Annotated in this window: 22 protein-coding genes; 14 read left to right on the forward strand and 8 right to left on the reverse strand. The window is 45.0% G+C overall.

The features are described 5' to 3' along the window. The first annotated feature begins 225 nt into the window (after window positions 1–225). The 3 genes from QUB08_RS03255 to QUB08_RS03265 all read left to right on the forward strand — a co-directional run bounded on the left by QUB08_RS03255 (window position 226) and on the right by QUB08_RS03265 (window position 3,412). Window positions 226–1,149 carry a histone deacetylase gene (locus tag QUB08_RS03255; RefSeq protein ID WP_333223442.1) on the forward strand — a complete coding sequence of 308 codons (924 nt, stop codon included), beginning with the start codon at window positions 226–228 and terminating at the stop codon, window positions 1,147–1,149. A 321-nt stretch (window positions 1,150–1,470) separates the two neighbouring features. Continuing rightward, window positions 1,471–1,659: a hypothetical protein gene (locus tag QUB08_RS03260; protein ID WP_015175516.1), complete on the forward strand. Its 189-nt coding sequence runs from the start codon at window positions 1,471–1,473 to the stop codon at window positions 1,657–1,659. 730 nt (window positions 1,660–2,389) lie between these two features. Continuing rightward, entirely contained in the window at window positions 2,390–3,412 is a 1,023-nt protein-coding gene (locus QUB08_RS03265; RefSeq protein ID WP_333223443.1) for an ATP-binding cassette domain-containing protein, read from the forward strand. A 262-nt stretch (window positions 3,413–3,674) separates the two neighbouring features. Here QUB08_RS03265 and QUB08_RS03270 read toward each other — a convergent pair whose 3' ends face one another. Both QUB08_RS03270 and QUB08_RS03275 read right to left on the reverse strand, forming a co-directional pair. Further along, window positions 3,675–4,262: a Uma2 family endonuclease gene (locus QUB08_RS03270; protein ID WP_333223444.1), complete on the reverse strand. Its 588-nt coding sequence runs from the start codon at window positions 4,260–4,262 to the stop codon at window positions 3,675–3,677. A 172-nt stretch (window positions 4,263–4,434) separates the two neighbouring features. Then, window positions 4,435–5,835: an NB-ARC domain-containing protein gene (locus QUB08_RS03275; RefSeq protein WP_333223445.1), complete on the reverse strand. Its 1,401-nt coding sequence runs from the start codon at window positions 5,833–5,835 to the stop codon at window positions 4,435–4,437. 374 nt (window positions 5,836–6,209) lie between these two features. Here QUB08_RS03275 and QUB08_RS03280 point away from each other — a divergent pair, with 374 nt between their 5' ends. Further along, entirely contained in the window at window positions 6,210–6,710 is a 501-nt protein-coding gene (locus QUB08_RS03280; RefSeq protein WP_333223446.1) for a hypothetical protein, read from the forward strand. 34 nt (window positions 6,711–6,744) lie between these two features. Further along, a complete protein-coding gene (locus tag QUB08_RS03285; protein ID WP_333223447.1) occupies window positions 6,745–7,272 on the forward strand; it encodes a hypothetical protein in 528 nt (175 codons plus the stop codon). A 90-nt stretch (window positions 7,273–7,362) separates the two neighbouring features. On the opposite strand, the gene QUB08_RS03290 is transcribed toward QUB08_RS03285, so the two are convergent. The 4 genes from QUB08_RS03290 to QUB08_RS03305 all read right to left on the reverse strand — a co-directional run bounded on the left by QUB08_RS03290 (window position 7,363) and on the right by QUB08_RS03305 (window position 9,061). After that, window positions 7,363–7,725, reverse strand: a complete 363-nt coding sequence (locus tag QUB08_RS03290) for a type II toxin-antitoxin system PemK/MazF family toxin (protein WP_333223448.1) — start codon at window positions 7,723–7,725, stop codon at window positions 7,363–7,365. Next, the gene (locus QUB08_RS03295) at window positions 7,715–8,194 is read right to left on the reverse strand and encodes a DUF433 domain-containing protein (RefSeq protein ID WP_333223449.1); all 480 of its coding nucleotides are present in this window, start codon (window positions 8,192–8,194) and stop codon (window positions 7,715–7,717) included. Before QUB08_RS03295 ends, QUB08_RS03290 begins: the two co-directional genes overlap by 11 nt. A gap of 70 nt (window positions 8,195–8,264) precedes the next feature. After that, the gene (locus QUB08_RS03300; protein WP_333223450.1) at window positions 8,265–8,693 is read right to left on the reverse strand and encodes a putative toxin-antitoxin system toxin component, PIN family; all 429 of its coding nucleotides are present in this window, start codon (window positions 8,691–8,693) and stop codon (window positions 8,265–8,267) included. Then, window positions 8,690–9,061 carry a hypothetical protein gene (locus tag QUB08_RS03305; RefSeq protein ID WP_333223451.1) on the reverse strand — a complete coding sequence of 124 codons (372 nt, stop codon included), beginning with the start codon at window positions 9,059–9,061 and terminating at the stop codon, window positions 8,690–8,692. The genes QUB08_RS03300 and QUB08_RS03305 overlap by 4 nt, the downstream gene beginning before the upstream one ends. 122 nt (window positions 9,062–9,183) lie before the next feature. Here QUB08_RS03305 and QUB08_RS03310 point away from each other — a divergent pair, with 122 nt between their 5' ends. The 3 genes from QUB08_RS03310 (at window position 9,184) to QUB08_RS03320 (ending at window position 11,855) form a co-directional block, all read left to right on the forward strand. Continuing rightward, window positions 9,184–9,921: a Uma2 family endonuclease gene (locus tag QUB08_RS03310; protein WP_333223452.1), complete on the forward strand. Its 738-nt coding sequence runs from the start codon at window positions 9,184–9,186 to the stop codon at window positions 9,919–9,921. Between the two features lie 222 nt (window positions 9,922–10,143). Then, the gene (locus QUB08_RS03315) at window positions 10,144–11,034 is read left to right on the forward strand and encodes an ABC transporter permease (protein WP_333223453.1); all 891 of its coding nucleotides are present in this window, start codon (window positions 10,144–10,146) and stop codon (window positions 11,032–11,034) included. Between the two features lie 437 nt (window positions 11,035–11,471). Then, window positions 11,472–11,855: a hypothetical protein gene (locus tag QUB08_RS03320; protein ID WP_333223454.1), complete on the forward strand. Its 384-nt coding sequence runs from the start codon at window positions 11,472–11,474 to the stop codon at window positions 11,853–11,855. A gap of 115 nt (window positions 11,856–11,970) precedes the next feature. Here the strand turns inward: QUB08_RS03320 and QUB08_RS03325 are convergent, their stop codons facing one another. Continuing rightward, a complete protein-coding gene (locus QUB08_RS03325; RefSeq protein WP_333223455.1) occupies window positions 11,971–13,335 on the reverse strand; it encodes an FAD-binding oxidoreductase in 1,365 nt (454 codons plus the stop codon). 130 nt (window positions 13,336–13,465) lie between these two features. After that, a complete protein-coding gene (locus QUB08_RS03330) occupies window positions 13,466–14,215 on the reverse strand; it encodes a class I SAM-dependent methyltransferase (RefSeq protein ID WP_333223456.1) in 750 nt (249 codons plus the stop codon). A gap of 398 nt (window positions 14,216–14,613) precedes the next feature. On the opposite strand from QUB08_RS03330, the gene QUB08_RS03335 reads away from it, so the two are divergent. From QUB08_RS03335 to QUB08_RS03360, 6 genes are all read left to right on the forward strand, one after another. Then, window positions 14,614–16,083 (forward strand): adenylate/guanylate cyclase domain-containing protein, encoded by a 1,470-nt coding sequence (locus QUB08_RS03335; RefSeq protein ID WP_333223497.1) that lies wholly within the window; start codon window positions 14,614–14,616, stop codon window positions 16,081–16,083. Window positions 16,084–16,464: 381 nt separating this feature from the next. Further along, window positions 16,465–17,877 (forward strand): adenylate/guanylate cyclase domain-containing protein, encoded by a 1,413-nt coding sequence (locus QUB08_RS03340; RefSeq protein ID WP_333223457.1) that lies wholly within the window; start codon window positions 16,465–16,467, stop codon window positions 17,875–17,877. A 227-nt stretch (window positions 17,878–18,104) separates the two neighbouring features. Beyond that, window positions 18,105–19,409, forward strand: coding sequence for an adenosylmethionine--8-amino-7-oxononanoate transaminase (gene bioA, locus QUB08_RS03345; protein WP_333223458.1), 1,305 nt, complete (start codon window positions 18,105–18,107; stop codon window positions 19,407–19,409). Between the two features lie 17 nt (window positions 19,410–19,426). Continuing rightward, window positions 19,427–20,470 carry a biotin synthase BioB gene (bioB, locus tag QUB08_RS03350; protein ID WP_333223459.1) on the forward strand — a complete coding sequence of 348 codons (1,044 nt, stop codon included), beginning with the start codon at window positions 19,427–19,429 and terminating at the stop codon, window positions 20,468–20,470. A gap of 375 nt (window positions 20,471–20,845) precedes the next feature. Further along, window positions 20,846–21,457: a methyltransferase domain-containing protein gene (locus QUB08_RS03355; protein WP_333223460.1), complete on the forward strand. Its 612-nt coding sequence runs from the start codon at window positions 20,846–20,848 to the stop codon at window positions 21,455–21,457. A gap of 174 nt (window positions 21,458–21,631) precedes the next feature. Beyond that, window positions 21,632–22,306: an SDR family oxidoreductase gene (locus QUB08_RS03360; protein WP_333223461.1), complete on the forward strand. Its 675-nt coding sequence runs from the start codon at window positions 21,632–21,634 to the stop codon at window positions 22,304–22,306. The last annotated feature ends 104 nt before the right edge of the window (window positions 22,307–22,410 follow it).

Below are 22,410 nucleotides of genomic sequence, written 5' to 3' on the forward strand. Positions count from 1 at the left end.
AACAAGGGAAATTCGTAAGTTGGCAGTTGGTGATTTAGTCATCAATTGGCAAAAGCTAGAAAGGTTTTTTTAGGGGAAGGCTTTCATGCTTTGGTGAGTTTTTTTGACGGCCCTATAAGAAATTAAAATGGTTACTCGATCGCAATTTTAATTTCACAAAACCGAAGGCCTTCTTAAAGCAAACTAAAAATCTAAAATCTAAAATCTAAAATCTAAAATCAGCCGATGCTACCCGTCATCTACTCCGAAGATTTCTTGCTGCACAAGACTGGAATGCTTCACCCAGAGCGACCAGAACGTTTAACGGCGATCGTCAATGCTCTGAAAGCTGCTCCTTGGGCGGATCAAATTGAGTGGCAACTGCCCACCCCAGTGGCGCAGCGCGAACAACAACTGTTCTCGGCTATCAAAAAAGTTCACTCGCAAAGATACATCAAAGAAGTCGAACATTTGGCTCATCGGGGAGGCGGCTACCTCGACGGTGATACGCCGATTTCTGCTGAAAGTTACGATGTAGCGCTGCTAGCGGCGAGTGCTTGGCTCGATGGGGTCGATCGAGTGGTGGTTGCGGGGGAACCGGCTTTTGTGCTGGCCAGGCCGCCGGGACACCACGCCGAAAAAGCCCGCGCGATGGGTTTTTGCTTGTTTTCCAATGCTGCGATCGCCGCTCACTACGCCTTGGAACAGCCGGGAATCAACCGCGTCGCCATCCTCGACTGGGACGTGCACCACGGCAACGGCACTCAATCTTTGGTGGAAAGCTGCCGCCAAATTGCCTACTGTTCCCTGCACCAATCTCCGTGCTATCCGGGAACAGGAGATGCCGAGGAGCGCGGTGCCTACGACAACGTGCTGAACATTCCCCTCTATCCCGGCAGTGGCATAGCTGAATACCTGAGCGCCTTTGAATCTCTTGTCGTGCCTTTTTTGTCAAAATTTGAACCGGATTTGTTGATTGTCAGCGCCGGTTATGACGCTACTGCGTCCGATCCGCTGGCGAGCATGACTCTGATGCCGTCAGATTTCGGTACTTTCACCGGATACTGCCTGCAACTCACCAGCCGCATAGCTTTTGGTTTGGAGGGGGGTTACGCACTGAAAGATTTGGCAGAGTCGGTTGTGGCGACTATTGACCAATGCCTCAATTAGCTGGAAAATTGGCATAGGGGAAAATAAGGTTGAGAAGCCATGAGGACGAGATGGAGACTTTTTGAGGGCGATCGCGCTGCAAGGGTCTTTTTCCCTCTTACTTCTGACTTCTGACTTCTGACTTCTGACTTCCGTGACAAGCATCACCAATTTAAGAGATCCAAGTCACTGGGCATCAAAGTCTCGGTCACAGATTTTTAACCAAAAAATCACACCGTGTCAATGTTTTCGATCGCCTTTGAAGTCCCTCCCAGAGTGGATAATACAAATACAACAAGCCTGTTAAAATTTTATCTGTCTCAATCAACTAGGAGGTTTATCATGTCAGTATCCCAAATGACACTCGAAGAGTTATTTGGTCAGGTCATGTTCTCCAGCGTCGTGACTCGCCACGACCGGAGACAGCTCAGATCTGCACTCTTAGAAAGAACACTGAATGAAGATGAGTATGCCATCATCAACCGACTGCTGTACAACGTTCGCCGCGGTTGGGTAAAAATTGTCGATTAAAGACCTGGCAGCCACTCCCTTTGGGGGAGTTAATACCATTTTCGATTTTCGATTTTCGATTTTCGATTAAAGAGTTGGTGATTACTGATAACTATCGGGGTTGAGCTCACGGGCCTACAGTTACATTTTTGGGGAACTCGTTACAAGTAGAACTTGCCAATTCGGGAAGTTTTTTGTGTTTAATAGTTGGCTCGAAAGTGTGATGTGTGTGACCAGTGTGTTAATTATCAAAATCTCGCTACACATCAGCCTATAGGTAGAGATAATTATAAAGTAACAGGTTTCGGGTGCATCTCTACTTGTTGAAAACTTGTGAGTTTTGAGTTACTAACTGAGAAGTTATAATTAACTCAAAACTCATAATTTTTTGGATTTGATATCATGTCCGATCGATTGACCGCGATTAAAGGCCAGGGCGGGTTTACAGATTTTCCCGTTTCTATTCAATATCTTGGTGAACCCGCCCCTATAGGAATCATGGTTAATTGACCGGACATGATTTGAGATGGGAGATTAAATAGTGGGAAAACTGATGAATATCAGGGTTGAGAACCGCTATAAAGTTAATATTTTATAAACTGATATTAAGAATCAAAACTAGAATCTGTTTCCGGTTGAGGAGGATTGTGCGATCGTACAAGCACAGCCAGTCGCTTTGGTCGATCGACCATTCCGGCAATTTGAGCTCAGAAGTGTCAAAATATTAACAACCAGTTCATCCCCAAAATATATGGCTCCCGCCGTTTTAATTGAAAATCTTCAGAAACGCTACGGCACTGTAGAAGCCGTTAAAGATGTTTCCTTCAAGGTAGAACCGGGGGAAATATTTGGTTTGCTAGGCCCCAACGGTGCAGGCAAAACCACAACCCTGCGGGTACTTTGTACTTTGAGTGCCCCCGATAGCGGACGCATTGAAGTGTCTGGCATTTCTGCTGTCAGCCAGCCGAGAATTGTCAGACAAAGACTAGGCTACGTCGCCCAAGAAGTGGCTCTTGATAAGGTGCTGACGGGGCGGGAACTCCTGCAACTGCAAGCAGCGCTTTACCATTTGCCGCGCAATACGATTAAAGGGCGGATTGACGAAATGGTGAAACTCCTCGGTTTGGAGGAGTGGGAAAATAAAAAGACGGGCACCTATTCCGGCGGTATCCGCAAGCGCTTGGATTTGGCTGCTGGGTTGCTTCACCAGCCGGATGTTTTGGTGTTAGACGAACCGACTGTCGGGCTGGATATTGAAAGCCGGGTAGTGGTGTGGGATTTCCTGCGGCAGTTGCGGGAGGAAGGTACAACGGTGTTGATTACCAGCCATTATCTCGAAGAAGTTGACGCTTTGGCCGATCGCGTGGCGATTATTGACAAGGGTACGGTGATTGCACAGGGCACGCCGGAGGAGTTGAAAAATCGGGTTGGGGGCGATCGGGTGACTCTGCGGATTCGGGAGTTTTCGCCGATCGAAGAAGCTGAAAAAGCTAAAACTCTGATGCAATCTTTGCCTTTTGTGCAGGAAGTAATTGTCAATACGGCTCAAGGAAATTCTCTCAATTTAGTAGTAACACCGCAAAGCGATGCGCTGGTGACTATTCAGCAAGCTTTAAAAGATGCGGGATTGCCTACTTTTGGGATTGCTCAATCTCGGCCGAGTTTGGATGATGTGTATTTGGCTGCGACTGGTAAGACGCTGTTGGATGCGGAGTTGGCTGCTGCTAGCAACCGCGATTTGAAGGCCGAGCAAAAACAGGCGATGCGATCGTAGTTTAGTTTAATAAACCTCTCCAATAATTATTGTGGAACAGGCATCTTGCCTGTTCGAGACGCTCTTTCCCTGAGCCCGTCAGGGGTTGAAACCCCTGCCTCAAAGCTTAAGTCCTCTGAAGAGGACTGAAGAAATCATTACTCATTAGTCCTCTTTAGAGGACTTTAGCTATTAGCCAGGGAATTAATTCCCTGGCGGCCTTTCGGTTGAAGCGAAAACCAATGAGCAATGCTTTATCCTTATCTTTTCGGCAGATTTGATATCATACATCCAACACTTGCTCTGCTGTCAGCGCTAATTCTGGGAAAGTTCGGGATATAATTCGCTCAGTCCCTCGGTAAGCAGTCATTTGATAAACGCCATTTTCATCAAGTAGATAAACAAAAACAGTCGGCTCTTTCGGGTTGCCCAAATAGTTTCTGCTACCCAAAGCTAAATAATCGACTATCCAATATTCAGAAATTCCCAGCCGCTGATATTCATCCAGCTTGTCGATATAATCATCTTCCCAATTTTTTGAGACAACTTCTACAACTAATTGTGGGGGATCAGTTAGTGCTGAATAGGCGAAGGGCTGCGATTCCCAGAGGGTTTTGTCTACTACTGTAACATCAGGATGGCGGCCTTGTTCTTTACCATTTGGGGTTAATGTCCTGACTACAATTCGGCCAGATACCCTGTAATTCAGGTGGAGTCTTTTTACCTCGTCTTGGAACGTATTTTCAAGGAAATCAGCTACATTTTCGTGCACTCTGATTGTTGGTAATATTTTGAGAATTTCTCCATTAACAAGTTCATAGCGTCCGTCTTCATCTGGAAGTTGCTTGATGAATCGATCGAAAGTGAGCATTTGTTTAGGTTGGGTTTGAGTTGCGATAGTGGTTTGCTCTCATTTAGCTAGATTAGGACTTATACCAATTTAATGGGTAGTTGCACATATCTAGATCCCCCTAAATCCCCCTTAAGAAGGGGAGTAGGGGTTGACTTTGAAAAGAATCTTGTCCCCCCCTTGTTAAGGGGGGCTAGGGGGGATCTGCCACCATTTTAACATACTGTTTTAACACAGGTGGAATCGTGAAAACGATTTCAGTTTCACAGCTCAATTTTTCGATAATTCCCCGTCTGGCTAAAGATTGAATTGCTTTACATAAGTCGCGCTGCGAATCTTGATATTTTGCCATCCATTGGGTAAACAAAATAGGCTCGATTTCATTACTAAGTTGCGAAATCGCCTGTTTTTCTATTTCCGACAACCGCTGATAGTGCTGCTGCAATATCGGTGTCAATTCATCGCTTAAAAATACTGGTTGATAGCTTAAATATTGAGAGACTCTACCGCCAAATAAGTTATTAATGGTTTGAGCGACTAATTTTAACCACAGGGGATTACCTTGATAAAGGTTAATCAATTCAGGCCAGGCTTGTTCATCCAACAAACTCTTTTGTCTGAGAATTTCTGTGGCGGCTTCACCTAAACCGGTTAACTGCAATAAACATACTGCTGAATTATCGTCGGTGAATGTGATTATGTCTGAGGGTGGTTCCCAACTATTGAGAATTAAGCAGCTATTGTGGGGAAGTTCGCCGATGAGTTTAAATAGGGTTCCGTAGTTTTCATATCCAGGTTTGTAATTTCCTGCAAGTTGCCCGCTGCTGAGAATTTGCTGCACGTCATCGAGGATGATGAGACAGCGATTTTCGCGCAATCTTTCTATTAGGATTGACAACTGAGCATCGATGTTGGTGGAAAAGTTAATATCTGTGCGCTCGGATAGAAATTGAATCAGATTTTTGAGGGTTGTTTCGAGGGGTGGGGAGGTGCGGAGACTGAGCCAGATGATGCGATCGAATTGAGTTTGAATTTGGGGGATGAGGTTACGGGCGATCGCGCTTTTGCCGGTGCCTGCCATGCCTGTGATGGTGAGGAGGCGGCAGTTTTGGCGGGCGATCGAGTTTTCGAGGGCGGTGAGTTGAGGGGTGCAGTTGTAGAAGGTTTTGATATCTGGTGCGTCTCTTAAATCGAGTTTTTGTTGGGTGTTGTTTTCACGTGAGGTTTGTGTTGGGGGTGAGTGTTGTGGAGTTTTTGGAGGGTGTGAGGTTTCTGTGCAGACGTTTATATTCCCTTTTTGGACAAGGTTAAAATAACCAAAATTTGAAACTTTAGAAAATTCATACCTCTCCATTGTGGAGCGCAAATTTGATTTCATTACATCTTCATCTAATATTTCTGAAAGAGTTTGCCATAACTTTGAGGCAATATTTCTGACATGGCGTTCAGTACAATGAACCTCTTTAGAAATTTCGGAGTATCTTTTACCTTGCCACGTTCCCCGTACTACTGCCTGTTGCAGATCGTCCAATCGTTTGCCGGTCTTAGCGAACACCAAGCCATCGGCCAACCTTAAGAGTTCTTGAACATCCATTTATTGGGTAAATGTAGGAGGTTTTATCTATTGTATCAGACTTTTTCTGACGTTTTATGGCTAAGAAGGACAAAATATGACTTTTAACGGCTAGCTAATTTTATTAACTCCTGGCAAATTGTGACATTCTCCTACTTTCCAATACATAAAAATTAAATTAAAATTTAATAACGGGCTTGAAAACAATCTTAGGCAACCTAAAAGATTTTAACAATGTAAATCTGACTGGCGCAACTATGCCAGATAGCACCGTGCATCCCTAACGGTTAAAAAAGTTGCTCAAAATGTGGCTGCATCGGTGAGCAATGTCTAGGGGATTTTCGCCTCGTGAAATGTTCGTAAAAATTTGGTAATTCCCAAAAGGATAAAAAATTATGTCTAGTGCATTATCCCTACCGCAAGCTAATTTAAAAATGGCTCTCTGGCAAGTCGATGCTGATGCAATGAGTAGCAGCGACTTGTATGTGTGGTTAAATGATATGGGCTTGCCGCATGAAGTCTCGATGCGGCTGCATGAACTTGCCACATACACGAAAAAAGCTGCTAACAAAGTTTTACTTATCGGCAAAATTCTCCTCATTAAAATCATAGAATTTGTCAAATCGCATCCCCATTTAGCGATAGGGGTTGCTGTTGGTGTCGCTGTAAGAATTTTGGCAAGTTCGATACCATTTGTCGGCCCGTTATTAGAACCTTTGGCAACAGCGCTGGGTATCCCAATTGGTGCAATAGCCGGCCACCGACTCGATCGACGCAAAGAGGTGTCTGATGGAATTATTGGAATTGTTCAAGAGATTATTGAGATTGCCAAAGATTTTTTTCAATTACTGGTAGACGTTTTCAATACAATTTTCCGCAACGTCATCACTGCTTAACTGCCAAAATTAGCAAAAAAAATTGAGGTTGAATATGTCGGCAAATAAAACGCCAACCAAAGAGCAAATTCTGAAGTCAATAGAGCAACTGAAAAAAAATCCACATGATAAATTAGGGATTTTAGCAGATATTGGCATTGGTGTGGTGGGGGCTGCCGGTGCTGGTGCGGCGGTGGCAGCTTTCGGTGGTGTACCAGTTCTATTTGGGTTGTGGGTCGTTGCACCTCCCGTAGGATTAGTTGTTGGCGGTGCAGCTTTAGGTGCTGCTGCTCTTGTAGGGGTAAAACGAATATTTGATGGCAATTTTGACCAGGGAAAACAAGCAGAAATACTTAAAAACTTAGAAGAACAGCTAAAAAATATTGAAGACAAAAAAAGAGCCGATAACCTGAAAGACAGCGATAAAACTAAATTTATTGTTTCCTTGAAAGAACCCGTCAGGCTCGATTTAATTAGCCCGAAAGACGCTCAGGATTTAATTAGGGCCGTAGAAAGCGGTCAAATTGCAATCAAAGAGGCGATTAAAATGGTTGAGGATGTGGTAAAAGCTGCTAAACCATAACTGCCTTCTGACTGCGTAACCTGGGAATGCTAAGTTGTAAGTCTGCGATCGCCCTTACTTAAACCAAGTGCGATCGCTCTTGATAAATAACTACTGATACTCTACTACAGCCGCGATCGCCCTAGCAATTTCCTCCATATCAGTAGTCGAAAGTTCTCCTATTTTACGAATGAATCTTTGTACATCCATACCCCGTAATTGCAACAGATCCACTGCCGAAACTTTCGTTAAACCATTAGCAATATCTGGCTCAATCTTAACGTGCCAGATATTGCCAGCATAATATTTTTTCCAATCTGTGATAGGTGCAGCCAATTTCAGTGGTAATTTACCAACACTATCAGAACTTACCACTACAGCCGGACGGATTTTTTGGATTTCTGCTCCCACTGTTGGGTCAAAATTAGCCAACCAAATATCACCCCGTTGAGGAGAAGGAGAGTTAGTAGTCAATTAAATCTCCTGCTTCTAATTCTTGCCATTCTCTATCTTCCTGGTAATGCTGCAACATTACCTCAGCTTGTTTTGCTAGAATGTTTCGCCTCTCTTCTAACGGCAATTGCATAAATTCTCTGCGACTGGGATAGTCGGCTAGTGTTGGTTTTTGTAAATCTATATCGGTCTGCAACTTTTGACTCTGACGATCGCACTTCAATGCTTCTATTCGATCGCCCTCAGCTTCTTCCGCTGCAATGTCAGCATCAATTTCCTCTCGGTTAGCATGATAATAAGTCAAAGCAGCATAAACTTGGGTGAGAGTTAAATGCCCGATGCGATCGGCAATTTCTTCTGCACTCAAACCTTGCTTGTACCAAATAGCAATGCGCCGGACTGTAACACCAGTTCCGGCAATAATTGGACAGCCACCATGTATGTCAGGCTGACGGCTAATTAAAGTTCCTATATCGGTGATAGTTGACAAGATTTTTTCCTCCCTATTCCGATCGCTCTCTTATCTAGCATACCACTGTCACAGCAAGAGCGATCGCCTCCTAATTTTCTGGAAAATAACGCTCCAAAAATTCCCTAGCCGTAACAATAGGAATCCCCTCATATTCCTGCAACACTAACAAATCCAGATCGCCCGTAACAATTGCATCAGCATCAGCAGCGATCGCAGTTCCTAAAATCATATTGTCATTAGCATCTCGTAACTCAGGCACGTCGATAGTGGAAACTGGATAAACTTCCACTATCTCTCGCGTTCCCCTCATTAAACCAAAACCATTAACGGTAAAACCCAAAGATTGTAATTTCCCTTGGAGTTTTTGTTTGTTCAAGGTAGTCTCTAATTCTGCTAGTATTGGTTCAGAAGTACAAATTATGAGTTGACGAGTTCGAGCTAATCTGAATAAACGAGCTGGGATACCTCCCCACAGCCAGCCTGACACAAAGATATTAGTATCCACTACAATTTTCATTTGTGCGACTCTATTTCAGAACGTTTCTCCCGACGCACTTCCCGCACAAGTTCGCAAATTTCTTCCATTGTTAACTCATCAGGATCGGGAGTCGCTGCTTCTACTCGGCGTTCCCATTCCTCCCAGTCGAAACCTGCTACCTTCTGAAAAACAATACTATCTCCTGTAACTGTAACTGCATATCGATCCCCAGGCTTCAGTTGAGCCTCAATCTCAGCAGGAATTTCTAACTTACCGTCGGGGTTGACAGGAACAGTAATATTTGATTTCAGAATGTATTCTCGCAAGTGTTCAACAACTCTATCTTGCAGAGTTTCCGGCAAAGATTCCATGATTTTGACCAAAGTGGCGATCGCCCTTGATGACATAGCTTTATCCTCCTAGTAAATCAACTTTTTAGCGGGCAGAGTTAATGATAGCTTGTTCCAAATTTAACACAATATCTTTTACATGATATAATTCAAACTATTGCAGCCAAAAGGTGAACGGCATGGTACAACAACTAGCCCCACAAACAACACCACAAATCATCTACCCCGACAGCGACGGTCAACCAATGGCAGACAACACCAAACAATTTCGCTGGATTGTTACAATCAAAGAAAACCTAGAAATATTATTCGCTACTTCCCCTGACGTATTTATTGCCGGCGACCTACTCTGGTATCCCGTCGAAGGCAATAACAAAATTCGCAAAGCACCAGATATACTCGCAGTCTTTGGCAGACCAAAAGGAGATAGGGGTTCTTACAAACAATGGGAAGAAGATAATATTCCGCCTCAAGTAGTATTTGAAATATTATCCCCTGGAAATAACAACACCGAAATGCTCAGAAAACTATTCTTCTATCAAAACTACGGAGTAGAAGAATATTATATCTATGACCCAGATACCATAGAATTTACAGGATCTCAGCGAGTGGGCGATCGCCTAGAAGAAATCCAAGAAATCAACGGTTGGGTTAGCCCCCGCTTGGGCATACGGTTTCAAATCACACCAGAAACCCTCGAAATTTATCGCCCAGACGATCGCAAATTCCTCACTTCCGTAGAATTAGATCAACTTCGAGAACAGGAAAGCCAACGTGCAGATCGCGAACAGCAAGAAAAACAACTCGCTCAACAACAGCTAGAAGAAGAACGCACTCTGCGACAACAGGAACAGCAGCGCTATCAAGCTTTAATAGAATTGCTGCGAGAAAAAGGGATTGACCCCCAACAGTTGTAAGGGCGATCGCCCGCCCAACACCACCAATACCTCCAGACTTGCTACCCTAAAGAGAGTTCGATTTAACTCACGCCCAGAGCAGCATTCTCAAGAACAGGCTTTCCGACCTGTTCCACAAAGAGTCAATTTTCTTCTTGTGGGCCGTTGCTCCTAGCCCGCCCTAAAAGGATGATTGCAACTGGTGCAATATCTCAGATTTAATCAAAATCAGCGCAAGCAATTATGAGCGGTACTGTTACATCCCCCAACAACCTCAACCAGCAGCGATCGCCCTCAACGGCTGTTACACCCCCCAACAGTTCCCTGCTGGCAGACTTTATTCAAGAAACACTGGCCTTAACCAAGCGCCTGTTTATTCAATTGCAGCGCCGCCCCTCCACCCTAGTTGCAGGCATTATTCAGCCGCTGATGTGGTTGGTTTTATTCGGAGCTCTGTTTAAAAATGCACCCGCCGGCTTGTTCGGCGAAAGCCAGAATTACGGACAATTTCTCGGCGCTGGCGTGATAGTTTTTACTGCATTTGCCGGGGCGCTGAATGCCGGTTTGCCGATTATGTTCGATCGCGAATTCGGATTTCTCAACCGCTTGTTAGTCGCGCCGCTGGCTTCCAGATTTTCGATCGTCCTGGCTTCGGCTATTTTCATCGTCACCCTCAGCTTTATCCAAACGGGCGCAATCGTTACGGCGGGAGCCTTTTTGGGATCGGGATTCCCCGGAATTGCCGGACTCGGCGCGATCGCCCTAATTGTCCTACTATTAGTTTTGGGCGTCACCGGCTTAAGTCTCGGTTTAGCTTTTGCTCTCCCCGGTCACGTAGAATTAATCGCAGTAATTTTTGTTACCAACTTGCCGCTGTTATTTGCCAGCACAGCCCTCGCGCCACTGTCATTTATGCCAGAGTGGCTGCAAGTTGTGGTGACTCTCAATCCTCTGAGTTACGCGATCGAACCCATCCGCTACCTGTACCTCCACAGCGATTGGTCTCTAGCGAGTGTCGTGATGCAGGCTCCTTGGGGTACAGTCACCTTTGGAGGAGCGCTTTTAGTATTGCTAGCCTTTGATTTGGTGGCACTGCTGAGCATTCAACCGCTGCTGAGACGCAGGTTTGCTTAGGGCGATCGTTTCACCTGCACCGTCAATTCTAGGATGCCTTTCGTCCTGTCAACTTAAGCTAAAACCGATAGTCCGTCAGGGCTTGAAACAAGATCCTCAAAGCCAAAGTCCTCTTGCATAGGACTAATGAGTTCTTCAGTCCTCTTTGAGAGGACTTTAGCTATGAGACAGGGAATTCATTCCCTGGCGGACTACCGGGTAGGCGAGAGGACTAATGACTTCTTCAGTCCTCTTTCAGAGGACTTTCGCTATGAGACAGGGAATTCATTCCCTGGCGGACTACCGGGTAAGCGAGAGGACTGCAGGACTAAAAGCTTAAGTTGACACCAATGGGCATTACTCTGTCCTGAGCCCCAGCGAAGTAATATAATATTTAGTCGCAAGTCAGAATATTGTTTAGATAGAATTGTTTTTTTTGAAAGTTCACCTAATAAATTATGAACACCAAAACTTCCAAATCCGGCAAATTGATGATGGGGATTGCTGCAAGCGCGATCGCATCCTGTGCTCTGTTCTCGCCTCAAGCAACCTTCGCTCAAGCCAGCGGTTTAAATAATGCCCAACCGCTGCAAGACTTTCAAACTCAAGACAATACCGACCCATTTTCCGGCCGCAGCAGCGGCAGCGGAATATTTGATTTAATTCACAGATCCAATTTGGGAGGCGGCCGCAGCATGGAAGAATTTAATACCGAACAGCGCCAAAATTTGAACGATGCGGCCACCGAATTTCGCAACAAACAGCGCCTACTACTGGAAAAGCAAGCTGTACCTTCAGAAGGGGCGATCGCACCAGCAGAAATTACCGCCCCCGTCCCTTAAATTTACCACTGCTGTGTGTTTATTTCTCAGTCCGCGTGAGCGAAGCCAGCGCTTAGGCGGACTTCGTTTGTCTAGCAGCGATTTCAACCGCCGAACGATCTAAAAACCATCGCCCTTAATCCCGTTCCAATTCCAACCACGCCCGCATTTTACCCGGATTAAGCAAACCGTAGGGATCGACCAACTCTTTAAACTGCAACTGTTCCACATTAATACTTTTCATCCCTCCATCTTCCAATATATAAGTGTGAGGATTAGCAATGAATGCGCCTTGCTCTTCATGATAGCGAATAATTTCATTGAGCCGTGATTCCGTAGTGTAGCGAACTATTTGCAAAGCCGCGGCGATCGCCCTGCCATTCATCCGCAAAAACTCCAAGTGCATCATCACCTCATCCCCATAATAATTGTACAGTTCCTCAATCAATTTCAAACCTTTATCTGCGGGAAAAAGCGTCTGCAAATAAGTCAGAGACGGGTCAGCGCTGCGAGCGTGCAGTGTGGTATGATTCCAAGTAAATTCAGCAATAGCTGCACCTTTGCTCGCTGCTTGCGCGTTTTTTTGATAGCAAATTGTGCCGCCATATTCCCGCACCAAATCTTGCAGCGGTTCCAGACAAGATTCAGCTACCATTAACAAAGCGCAGTGCTTACCTTCAGGAATTGCATCGCGGAAAGCAGCAAAATAAGCAGGAATCGGCCAAGCACAAACACAAATTAGTTTTTTGATAATCCCGTCAGCATCGCCCAAAGCTTGACCGAAGTTAGCCGATGTCATAAAATCGTCAAAAGCGACGATGATTTCCGCCCAAGGATAAGCAGGGGCGAGGGGAATTTCTAACTCAGTAATAATCCCATTTGTGCCGTAAGCGTGATTGACTTTTTGCACTTCATCGCCGCGCAATTCCATGACGCGGGGCTCGTCTTCCATTGTAACGACTCGAACGGCATGAAGATTTCCCCGATCGCGCAATTGCCCGTAAGTTATCGAACCAATTCCCCCGCTACCGCCGCCGATAAATCCCCCAATCGTTGCGGTGCGATAGGTTGAGGGAACCATCCGCAATTCCCAACCAGTTTCTCGCGCTTGTTTGTCGAAAACCGACATTTTCACCCCTGGTTCTACGCAAGCTAAACCCGGTTTTATCCAGCGGATACTGTTCATTTTGCTGGTATCTAAAATGACGCCGCCCTTGAGGGGAATGCACTGCCCGTAATTGCCCGTTCCTGCACCTCTGACAGTTAGCGGAATTTTGAATTTGACGCAGGCTGCTGCAATCCGCAAAACTTCGGCTTCGCTGGCGGGACGAACTACTAAATCTCCTATTTTATCACTTAAGAGAGGTTGCAAAACTGGACTGAAGTGATAATAGTCTTGAGATAGCTTGACAACTTGCGCGCGATCGCTAATTTTTTCAATTCCCGATAGTTCCGAAGAAAAAGCATCCCAGTCAATACTTTGAATCGCAGTTGCAGTCATTTTGTGTACTCCATGCTGGCAGTATTATATATTTTCTCAAGCCGAACTTAGTAACCTAAAATACTAGCTGCAATCTTTCTTTAAGCAGTAAGCTGCTGAGGTTTTATCCTACATAGCAAAACTGCTTTTTTCAATTAACAAATCCCCCAAACACCGCCATACCGTAGTATTTCCAAGGAACTGCAACAGTCTCAAACCCAGCTTTTGCCAGCATTTCCAACTGTGCCGAAAGTGTAGCTAGGCGATCGGGATTAGAATACCCGTAAGAGACACTCGTCCCCACATTGGCGCGAATTTGTGCTAAGGTTTCCCCCTGATTTAACGCCCAATCTTCTCGCGCTGCTTGATAAATATCTTTCATTGCTGCTGATTCTGCTAAAAGAGGATCGGCATTCCAAAAACAGCCACCAGCATTTAAACTTTCGCGAATCCGTTGAAACAATTTCAGCTTCATTTCGTCCTCAAGATGGTGAATTGCCAGAGATGAAATGCAAGCATGGAATTTATCGCCCAAGCCTGATAAATTTGGATGGTTTGCCCATTCTCCAAAATCCATTTCTATGCCAGTCCACCTGGCTGCGTATCCTGCCGACTCTATTTTGGCGCGGGCAAAATCAAGCATTCGCGGCGAGTAATCGACAGCAACTATTTCCGCAGAAGGGTAGCGTTGGAGAACTTTTAAAGTTAGTTCCCCCGTACCGCAGCCGAGTTCTAAAATGCGATGGTTTGCGTTAGCAATGCAGCTTGCTAATACATCCAGCATTTCGTCATATTTAGGTAAAAGTCGCCGAATGCCAGTATCAAAATCAGCAGTATTGACGAAAACTTCTCCCGGAAAAATTTCGTTGTTAGTAGGTGAGACAGTAGAGTCAGAATTCACGATCGCCAACCATAGACTACAATTGCTATCCTAACCGATATCAAGCAAAAATTGCGTGAAGTAGGGAGAGGGCACGGCGCCGTGTCCTTACCCGATCATCTGTACTTCACTCAACAGAAAACCACTATAAAGTTATGCGTATTCTTACGGATAAGCGAAACCCTCGCGGTAAACAATAATTAACCGAAAGCATCCACGATACAAGCCCCCGGATTCATCCGTGGGGTCAATACTTCAAATCTAAAATCTAAAATCTAAAATCTAAAATCGATTGACCCTCCGTTACACCCAGAGAGTCTTGCTTTACCCCGGACGCCAGCAAAACAGTCTGAAAAAGCAGTGTTATGTTAGTAGTGCATAAATTCCAATCAAGATTAAACCTCACACTTGAGGATACCATGCGCCAGTTGATTTCTAAAATTCGGGCTGCCATCAGCCAATTAATTTACAAGCGAATTCTGCTTGCGGTGACAATTTTATTTTGTGTAGGTGTAGGAGTAGCAATGGCAAATATGTCTCGTCTTTCCTCCACCCTAATCGAATCGCAAGCCCTCCAAAATGCCACCCTCTATGCCCAAGCAGTTAAAGAAGCCCGCACCCTTTACAGTTCCGATGTTATCAATCCTCTCAACGCCGCTAAAGCAATTAACTTTACCCACGACTACAACCCGACAAAAGTAACAATTCCGGTACCGGCCACTTTCTTAATAGAACTAGGAAAAAATATCACCAATAAAAATCCCGAAGTATCGCTTCGTCTCTACAGCGACTACCCGTTTCCCTGGCGGCGAGAAGAAGGCGGAGTCCGAGACGATTTTGAACGGCAAGCTATTACGTATTTGACGCAAAATCCGACACAAAAGTTTTTCCGAGTTGATAATTTTCGCGGCAAGCCAGCCTTTCGATATGCCGAGGCAGATATTCTAAGTTCTAGCTGCCTTAACTGTCACAATACTCACCGCGACAGTCCTAAAAGTGATTGGAAAGTAGGAGATGTGCGGGGGATATTAGAAATTACTCAACCTCTCGATACCATCACTCAAACTACTCAAAGTGAACTTAAAAACCTGTTTGTCCTCTTAGTAGGACTTTCAGCTTTAGGGGTGACAGGATTAACTTTATCTATCAGCAGGTTGCGCCAAAATGCTAAACAATTAGAACAGCGGGTCAGGGAACGGACGGCACAATTGCAAGAAACTAATGTAGAATTGCTAAAAGAACAGGAAAAGTGCGATCGCCTGCTGCTAAATATTTTACCCGAATCCATTGCTGCTAAGCTAAAAAACGGTCAAAGCAGTATTGCTGACGGCTTCGCAGAAGTCACTATTTTGTTTGCAGATATCGTAGGCTTTACCGTGCTTTCAGCACAAATATCTCCCGAAGAATTGCTCAAGTTTCTCAACGAAATTTTTTCAGCCTTCGATGGTTTAACGGAAAAGTATGGGTTGGAAAAAATCAAAACAATTGGAGATGCTTACATGGTAGTCGGAGGTTTGCCCAATCCCAGCACCAACCACGCCGAAAGCATTGCGGAAATGGCTTTAGATATGCAGGAGGAATTAACAAAATTTAATGCCAAACATCATGCAGGAATTAACATTCGCATCGGTATCAATACCGGGCCTGCAATTGCGGGGGTTATTGGCACTAAAAAATTCATTTACGATCTCTGGGGCGATGCCGTCAATACAGCATCCCGCATGGAATCCCACGGGATTGCCGGCGCGATTCAGGTCACACAATCAACTTACGATATCTTGAGAAATAAGTATCTGTTTGAAGACAGAGGAATTATCCACATCAAAGGCAAGGGCGATATGAATACTTATCTGCTTGCAGGCAGGCTAGTCAGCGCAGTTTCGGTTTAATTTGTTTATTATATTATTAAGGGGTCTGCTAGTTAGTCGAGAGTCATCAGTCATTATATCATGTCCGGTCGATCGACCGCGATTTTCGTAGGGGCCCGTGAGCCAACAATACCTGCCAATAATTGACAATCTGAAAAACCCGCCCCGACCGCGATATTATGGTTAATCAATCGGACATGATATTAGTCAGCAACAAGCAGCCAAAAAGTAACAGTTAATGGCTGCTGGCTGCTGAGTGCTGACAATTACAGGAATTACACAGGGGATGCGAAAAACCCGGTTTCTGCGCGCTTGCTTCGTTGACAAACCCAAAATTGATTACCAGAAACCCGGTTTTTTTTCTTATGTCCTACATTAGCCATTTGCAAAATAGTAAATTTTATGCGATCGCGGATTTTATCATTCTTGAAATTTTTCCAATCTCGCTTGTCTAGGCAAATAGCTTTGTGGGTATTTGCTAGCATTCTTGTCATAGAGGGAATTATTTTAGTTCCCTCTTATTTTCGGCGAGAAAGTGAACTTTTAACTCAACTGGAACAGGTATCTCGGGCGACTGTTGATTCCCTAGAGTTTTTGCTCCAACAAGATATTTCAGATCGCACTTTCTTGCAAGAAGAAGTAAAAAACATTATTAAGGATTCTCAAGTAGTGTTAGGACTGTCTATTTACCAAGCTAACGGTGAGCTAATATATACACTTGGCGAACCGCCAGAAATCCGTTTCGAGCAACTAAAAAAATCTCGTATAGTTCACAATCACAATTTCGATGACAAGAGGTACGATATTGCTTGGACGGAGAGACATTTGGGAGGCGATTATATCTTAATTGTTCGCCACGATGCTTCCACGGTTCAGCCAGAACTATACGCATTTATCGCACGGGTTGCTGTTCTAGTCATCATTATATCAGCCTTTGTCACTTCTGTGACTATGTTCTTTTTAGGGGTGACAGTAATTGCACCTATCTTGAGATTGCGCGATGACTTGATCGCTGCTGGAGACGCTTTGAGCAAAGATCGAAAACAACCTGATTTCTACTCTCTGTCTGTCAAGCGGGATGACGAGTTGGGAGAACTTATGGTCGCATTCAATCAAATGTTTCACCGAGTATACAAGGAAATCGCACAGCGGAAACAAGCTGAAGAAGTATTGCGCGCCGAACAAGAAAAGTCGGAACGTTTATTACTAAATATATTACCGGTAATGATTGCCGATCGCCTAAAACAAGGTCAGATAAATATTGCGGACGGATTTGCCGAAGTTACGGTTTTGTTTGCTGATATTGTGGGCTTTACCGAAATATCTTCGCGCACGTCTCCTGAAGAATTAGTCGAGTTGCTTAACAAAATATTTTCATGTTTCGATAGCTTGAGCGAGCAATACGGCTTAGAAAAGATTAAGACGATAGGCGACAATTATATGGTAGCAGGCGGTTTGCCGCTTCCCTGTACAAATCACGCCGAATCTATTGCCGAAATGGCCCTGGAAATGCAGCAAGAAATTATGAAATTCCGCGACGAATGCGGTGAACCTCTCAATATCCGCATTGGCATTAATACTGGGCCTGTTGTAGCAGGTGTCATCGGCACTAAAAAGTTTATTTACGATTTGTGGGGAGATGCTGTGAATACAGCAAGCCGCATGGAATCTCAGGGGCTTCCGGGTAAAATTCAAGTTAGCAGCTCAACTTATGAGTTGCTGTGCGATAAGTATTTGTTGGACAAGCGCGGTAAAATTAATGTTAAAGGCAAAGGAGCAATGACGACTTATTTGCTGAAAGGCCGAAAATTGTAACTGAAAAATTTAACCATCGCTGGGGAATACGTGATAGGGCGGCCGACGTTGTAGGGCAGCCGCCTTCAACTCCCAACTAGATTTGTTTTAACGAACCGCGAAGACGCGAAGGACACGAAGAAAGAGAAGAAGTAAGAAGAAGTAAGAAGACCAAATAAAAAGTTCACAAGGGAGTTATTATTGCTGCTATATTAAAAGGCAGGTTAATATTAGTAATCGGGGCAAAAATGACTGCGAATCAGGAACAGAATTATTCAACTTCACCGATTTGGCAGCCCTTCACGCAAATGAAAACGGCGGCCCCGCCGCTGAAGGTAATTCGCGGCAAAGGATCGGTGCTGGAATTAGCAGACGGGCGGCAAATTCTCGACTGCATTTCTAGTTGGTGGGTGACTGTTCACGGGCACAGCCATCCGGTTCTGGCTGAGGCTCTTTACGAACAAGCCCAAAAGTTAGAACACGTAATCTTTGCGGGATTTACTCACGAACCGGCCCAGAAACTTGCTGATAAATTAATAACTCATACGCCTGCTTCTTTAACGCGGATTTTCTTTTCAGATAACGGATCGACTGCTGTTGAAGTGGCTCTGAAAATGGCTTTTCAATATTGGCGCAATCTCGGAGAAACTAACCGCACTAGCTTTATTAGTTTTGAGGGAGGTTATCATGGCGATACTGTGGGCGCGATGTCGGCTGGCAGAAGTTCGCTGTGGTGGGAATCTTTTGCACCTTTAATGTTTGCTGGGGATGTTGTTCCTTTTCCCGCGACTTTTGACGGCGACGAGGAGGTGGAAAGCAAGGAGGCGGCGAGTTTAGAGAAATTGGAGTTTTTGTTAAAGCAGGGTGGCTATGCGGGAATTTTTATCGAACCTTTGGTGCAAGGTTCTGGGGGGATGCGAATGTGCCGCCCTGAGTTTTTGCGGGCGATCGCACAACTTGCGGGCCAGTTTAATGTATTGTTGATTTACGATGAAGTAATGACGGGTTTTGGGCGCACGGGTGAACTGTTTGCCTCGGTTAAATCTGGAACTTCACCGGATATCCTGTGTTTGTCTAAAGGATTGTCTGGTGGCTGTTTGCCAATTGCTGTCACAATGGCGTCAGAGGATATTTATCAAGCTTTCTGGCGAGATGAATGGGACAAAGCTTTTTTTCACGGTCATTCTTACACCGGAAATCCCTTAGCTTGTGCGGTGAGTGTAGCATCGATGGAGCTTTTGGAGCAAAACCCAAATGTTTATCAAGGGATGGAAAAACTGCACCGCCAATATCTGAATCAATGGCTGAGAAATCATCCTAAACTAGAACGGATTCGGACTTGTGGCACCATCGTAGCAATGGATGTGAAAACCGAAAGCGTTTCCGGTTATTTTAATGACATTGCTCCTGTATTGAAAGCCAGATTTCTCGAAGCGGGGTTTTTGCTCCGCCCCTTGGGAAATACGCTTTACTTGATGCCTCCCTACTGCATTTCTCCTGATGAACTAGAATCGATTTATCGGGTGATTCGTCAGGTTTTGGATACTCTGTAAACCCTTTAATTTTAGTAATGAATTTACCCAATTGGAAAGATTTGGCTGACGACGCGCTGGCGGGCAAATGTCTCTCTCGCGAGCAATCTTTAGCCGTATTGCGCGCACCGGATGAGGTTTTGCTGGAACAACTAAACGCAGCTTATCGGGTGCGCCGCCACTACTGGGGAAACCGAGTCAGGCTGCACTATTTGTTAAACGCTCAAAGTGGCCTTTGTCCTGAAGATTGCCATTATTGTTCTCAGTCAAAAATTTCGACTGCGGAAATTGAGAAATATCCGCTTTTAGCTAAGGAGAAAATTCTGGATGCCGCCCAACGCGCAGCAGATTTAAAAGCAGGTACGTTTTGTTTGGTAATTTCGGGTCGCCAACCCAGCGCATCTACTTTCGATCGCGTTTTGGATGCTGTCGAGACTGTGAAGGCAAATTATAACCTGAAAATTTGCGCTTGTTTGGGATTGTTGAGCCAGGAGCAAACTCATCGGCTGGCTAAAGCTGGAGTCGATCGCGTAAATCACAATCTCAATACTTCCGAATCATACCACACGGACATTTGCACCACTCACACTTTTGGCGATCGGGTGGAAACCGTCGAACACGTAAAAGCAGCGGGAATCACAACTTGTTCCGGCGGAATTTTGGGGATGGGCGAATCGGATGACGATGCGATTGATTTAGCGCTTTCGCTTCGCAAGTTAGGTGTTACTAGCGTGCCGGTTAACTTTTTTATTCCGATTCCCGGCACGCCATTTGCAGATGTGAACCGGTTAACTCCCCGCCAATGTTTGCGAATTCTCTGTTTGTTCCGATTTTTGCTTCCCAGTCAAGAAATTCGGATTGCTGGGGGACGGGAGGTGCATTTGCGATCGCTGCAACCTCTCGGACTCTACCCCGCTAATTCTATCTTTGTTGGCGATTATCTGACAACTCCCGGACAAGCTGCCCATCAAGATTGGGACATGATTCGAGATGCGGGATTTGCGATCGAATCCCCCGAAGGTTCTCTCTTAGAAGTTGATTCAGTAGTTACCAACTCCGAACAAAAAACCCTGGTTGTGTAACTCTTATACCAGTTGTCAATCGGATGAAATAGAGTAGGACACGGCAGTGCCCAAAGCCTGTCTACTTAACGTCAAACTTAGTACCATTCTGTTGTTTGACTATTAGGGTTCGATCCCCCCGGCGCCAAGGGTGGGCACGGGGGCACCGTCCCTACGAAGGGGAGTAGGGGGTGGGACAAGAGTTTGATCAAAGTCAACCCCTACTCCCCTTAAGAAGGGGGATTTAGGGGGATCTAGACTATGGTAAAACCGATATTTATCAAGGGTTTTAGCCTTAAGTTGACACCAATGGGCTTTTGGAGTGTTCCTACGGTTAAAATTCTTCAATCTAAAATCTAAAATCTAAAATCTAAAATCATACAAGAGGGGGAAATTGTGGACAAACGCGAAGAAATTACGATCGCAGAATACCAGCTAACTGCCGAATCTTTTCGAGAAGGAACTTGGCATCACGACGTATCCCAAAATCGATCCGCACTGACCGCTGCCATGCCCCGCAATCCCGGTAAAATTCTCGATATAGGATGCGGGCCGGGACGAGATTTAGTAGCCTTCAAGAGCCAAGGACACACAGTTGTAGGCTTAGATGCAACTCCAGCTTTTGTTGAAATAGCTAAGAAGTTATCGGGATGCGAAGTTTGGCAGCAATCTTTTCTGAATCTCGACTTGCCAAAAGCAGAATTTGACGGTATTTTTGCCAATGCTTCCCTGATTCACGTTCCCAGCGACGAAATGGTGAAAGTGCTGCAAGATTTGCACAAAGCCTTAGTTGTTAACGGTGCAATTGTCATGTCAATGTGCCGGGGAAATTGGGAGGGATACGACGAGCGGCCAACGGGAAAACGCTATACTGCCGGATGGGAATATCATACTTTAGCGCCTTGTTTAGAACAAGCGGGATTTGCAATTGTCAATCACTACTATCGCCCCCCCGGCTTACCCCGCGAAGCTCAATCTTGGGTAGTAATATTGGGCAGAAAAATCTAACGTAAATGGAAAATTGGGAATCGGTAATTGCGAATCATTCCCCTCTCTTCCTCTGCGTACTCTGCGCCCTCTGCGGTAAAATAAAAAAAATAATTTACCAATTGACAGAAGATTGTTGTATAATTATCCACAGTCAAATAAACCACTTTCTGCAGCAATTAAATCCCAATTAATATGACAGAGAAATCCCACATTTTTTTAGCGGGTGCTAGTCGAGGAGTCGGCTTAGAAATCGCGAAATGTCTGACAGCACAAAAGATGCAAGTAACAGCACTTTTGCGATCGCCCGCAAACCGCACCGAATTAGAAGCAATGGGCATCAAAGTCGTGACTGGCGATGCTTTGGATGCTGCCGCTGTCGAAGCTGCGATGGCTGGCGGTGAGCCAATTCATGCCGTAATCAGCACAATTGGCGGCTTGCCAAAAGATGGGGAAAGAGCAGATTATTTGGGCAACAAAAACTTGATTGATGGGGCTGTCAAAGCAGGCGTGCAAAAATTTATTTTAGTTTCATCCATAGGTAGCGGTAACAGTGCTGCTGCTTTGCAACCGCAAGTTTTGGAAACTTTGGGTTCGGTCTTAATTGAGAAAGAAAAAGCCGAAAATCATTTGATAGCAAGCGGGATGATTTATACAGTGATTCGTCCGGGCGGACTCAAATCGGAACCTGCAACAGGCAACGGTATTTTAACAGAAGATTGTCTAGTTGCTGGAACGATTCACCGGGCCGATGTAGCGCAGCTAGTTTGTCAGTGTTTAGTTTCTGATGCTGCTAACAATAAACTTTTGTCGGCTGTAGACAGGCAAATGCTTTACGGCAATCCAGAATTTGAGGTATTAAATCTTTAGGGGCGGGTTTAGCGCAAAATAAGCTGTATCGCATCTAAATTGTATTTTTTGGGCGGGCTAGGAGCAACGGCCCAGAGGAAAATTGAACTTTTGTGGAACAGGCA

The organism is Microcoleus sp. BR0-C5 (genome assembly GCF_036705045.1).
Taxonomy (GTDB): domain Bacteria; phylum Cyanobacteriota; class Cyanobacteriia; order Cyanobacteriales; family Microcoleaceae; genus Microcoleus.